The following is a 2,929-nucleotide window of genomic DNA, read 5'->3' as shown; positions in this document are numbered from 1 at the left end:
CCTTTTCATCGCGCCAGCTTCCGGAAGGACCTCCGAACACAACGCAGATCAGGCGCTTTTTGCCCCGGATGGCCGAGGCGGCCAGGTTGAATCCCGAGGCATCGATATACCCTGTCTTCAACCCGTCTGCCCCCGGGTAGTGCCCCAGGAGCCTGTTGTGGTTTGTGTGCGTGCGCCCGTTCCAGGAAAAGGAGGTGCGGGAAAAATAGTGATAATAGCGGCTGTGGCTGCGGATCAGGGCACGTGACAGGGTGGCGATGTCCCGGGCTGTTGTGACTTGCCTGAAGTTGGGCAGGCCCGAGGCGTTCTGGAACACCGTGGCGGTCATCCCCAGCTGGCGGGCCTTGCGGGTCATGCGTTCCGCAAAGGCCTTTTCCGATCCGGCAATGGCTTCGGCCAGGACCACGGCGGCATCGTTGGCGGATTTGGTAGTCAGGGCCAGGATGGCATTTTCGACGCTGATGGTTTTTCCTGGCACCAGGCCCAGCTTTGATGGCGCCTGCGACGCCGCCCGCGACGAGATTTTCAGTTTCTGTCCGGGTTTCAGCTTTCCCGCTTTCAGGGCGTCGAAGGCCAGGTACAGTGTCATCATCTTGGTCAGGGAGGCGGGATAGCGTTTCTGGTCCGCCGCCTCGCTGTGCAGGATGCGTCCGGTGGCGGCATCCATCAGGATGGCGGAATACTTGCCGGCCTGTGCAGAAACAGGCACGAAAAAAACCAGAAAAAGAGCCAGAAAAAGGGCACCTGTCCGGAACCGGGAAAAGACTGTCTGAAAAAAACCTGGCCTGTTCATCCTGGATCCCGGACACCGTACGATGACGAATGATGCTGACCCTAGGGTGTACGCCGGGGGCAGGTCAAGAATTTTGAGAGCCCGCTCCCCAACCCTGACTGCCGTGGTGTCCTGCCTTGTCTTCCTCCGCTTCCGGTGCTCACGTACTTTTACGTACGCTGCACTCCGGTTCTCGGAAAACATCGGCAATTCGCTGACGGCAGCGGGTTTGGGGGCAAGCTCTGGGAGTGCACCGGTTTATTCCACATTCCGCCACAGCCTGACTTTCACGGCATACATGATGCCCGTGAAGACCGCCAGGAAGATCAGGACCTTGATTCCCATCTGTTTGCGGGCTTCCATCTTCGGTTCGGCTGCCCACGCAAGGAAGGTGGTCACGTCCCGGGACATCTGTTCCACGGTGGCTTGCGTCCCGTCGGCGTATGTCACCTGTCCCTCGTTCAGCGGCGGGGGCATGCTGATCAGATGGCCGGAGAAATACGTGTTCCAGTACTGGCCCGCCGGAACCTCGTGCCCTTCCGGGGCCTTGTCGTATCCGGTCAGCAGGGCGTGGATATAGTCCTCGCCATGCTCCCGCGCCTTGACGATCAGGGACAGGTCAGGTGGCAGGGCGCCGCCGTTGGCAGCACGTGCCTCCTGCTCGTTGGCAAAGGGACTGACAAAGCGGTCGGACGGCTTGCCCGGACGCTGGAACATCTTGCCGGTATCATCGGGACCATCCGTCACCTGCACCTGGGTCGCGAGGGCTTTTATCTCATCCTCGCTGTACCCCAGGTCCGTCAGATTGCGATACGACAGCAGGTGCATGGAATGGCACGCGGCGCAGACTTCCTTGTACACCTGGAACCCGCGCTGCAGCGCCGCGCGGTCGAAGGTCCCCGTAATCCCTGCGTGGGGCCACTCCTGGTGCGCAGGAGCAACCTCGTCCCCCTCAGCAAGGGCAGGAGTGGTGAGGAAGAAGAGAGAGAGGAAAAGGTACTGCATCATTCTCATGTCTTCACTCCATTGCGCAGATCGTCCAGCCCTTGTCCGTTTCCGCCGGGGCGCACCGGTCGCCCAGAAACAGGGCGTCCTCCGGCACCTGGTAACGGGCCATCAGGTCGCGGAGCAGGGTCATGTTTTCCGGAATTCCGGCATCGAATGTCCGGCGCATGAACGCACCCATCTCCGGATCATTTTTCGGCGTTACCAGAAACATCCGCACGACCATCACCGGCTGGTCAGACCAGCGGCGGATCACACCGGGATTGTTTTTCATATAATTGGCGGCCGAGATCTGCTCGTTTACATGGGCCTGGACCTTGCCATAGCGCAGCTGGTCATACATTTCGGCGGCAGAGGTGGTCTGGGGCAGGCTCACATATTTTGCTTCCGGGAACATTTCTTTTGTGATGTCCGTCAGGGCAAAGCCATCGACAATGGCAAATGTTGCCGCGGACAATCCTTTCATCGTTATTGTACTGTCCGCAGGCACATGGATGAAATAGGGCATGGCCCCCAGCCCGCTGGAAAAATCAGCCACTTTCGCCCAGTTTGTATCCGGACTGGAAGGGATGCAGAATGCATCGATCCGTCCGTTGTCTAGGGCCGGAACAATCTGGTCCACATTGACCTCGGCCGCCCAGTCCACCTTCAGGCCGTGCCGGGCGCTGATGATATTGATGTAATCCACCGTGATGCCGCTGAATTTCCCCGTGTTGGGGTCCTTGATAACAAAGGGGTCATAGGGCAGGTATCCGCACCGGATGGTTTTTGTCTCCGTCACACGGCTGTATGCTGATTTTTTCTGCGCTGCAGCCGCGGCGGGAAGGGAGAGGAGAAAGGCGAGAAGAAGAGTGGTCAGAAACTTTATCATCCCCGCTTCTCCGTTGCAGGCAACACCGGCGTGCCGATGCTGGCGGGCAGGGGCAGGGGCTTTTCGATCCGGCCCACCAGCGGGGTCAGGACCAGGAAATGCAGGAAATACCAGGCTGTGGCGGCCCGGCCGATCCAGATGTACATGCCCTCGGGCGGTTTGCCGCCTACCCAGCCCAGGACCAGGAAATCCAGGACCAGCAGGAAGATCAGCCATTTGTACACGGGCCGGAAGCGGCAGCTGCGCACTTTTGATGTATCCAGCCAGGGCAGGACGAACAG

The 2,929-nt window shown here is 59.6% G+C and carries 4 protein-coding genes; all 4 read right to left on the bottom strand.

Annotated features, from left to right (window positions below; all coding sequences use genetic code 11):
- Positions 1–709, bottom strand: a 709-nt coding sequence (locus M3O22_09135; protein MDP9196903.1) for a D-alanyl-D-alanine carboxypeptidase, incomplete at its 3' end; no start/stop codon positions are given.
- A 321-nt stretch (positions 710–1,030) separates the two neighbouring features.
- On the bottom strand, positions 1,031–1,786 hold the full coding sequence (locus M3O22_09130) for a cytochrome c1 (GenBank protein ID MDP9196902.1): 756 nt from the start codon (positions 1,784–1,786) through the stop codon (positions 1,031–1,033).
- 4 nt (positions 1,787–1,790) lie between these two features.
- On the bottom strand, positions 1,791–2,648 hold the full coding sequence (locus M3O22_09125; protein ID MDP9196901.1) for a transporter substrate-binding domain-containing protein: 858 nt from the start codon (positions 2,646–2,648) through the stop codon (positions 1,791–1,793).
- A partial coding sequence (locus tag M3O22_09120) for a cytochrome b (protein MDP9196900.1) occupies positions 2,645–2,929 on the bottom strand: 285 nt, incomplete at its 5' end. The genes M3O22_09120 and M3O22_09125, both read right to left, overlap by 4 nt.

The organism is Pseudomonadota bacterium, assembly GCA_030775045.1.
Taxonomy (GTDB): Bacteria; Pseudomonadota; Alphaproteobacteria; order JALYJY01; family JALYJY01; genus JALYJY01.
This window is presented reverse-complemented; position numbering and strand designations above follow the sequence as displayed.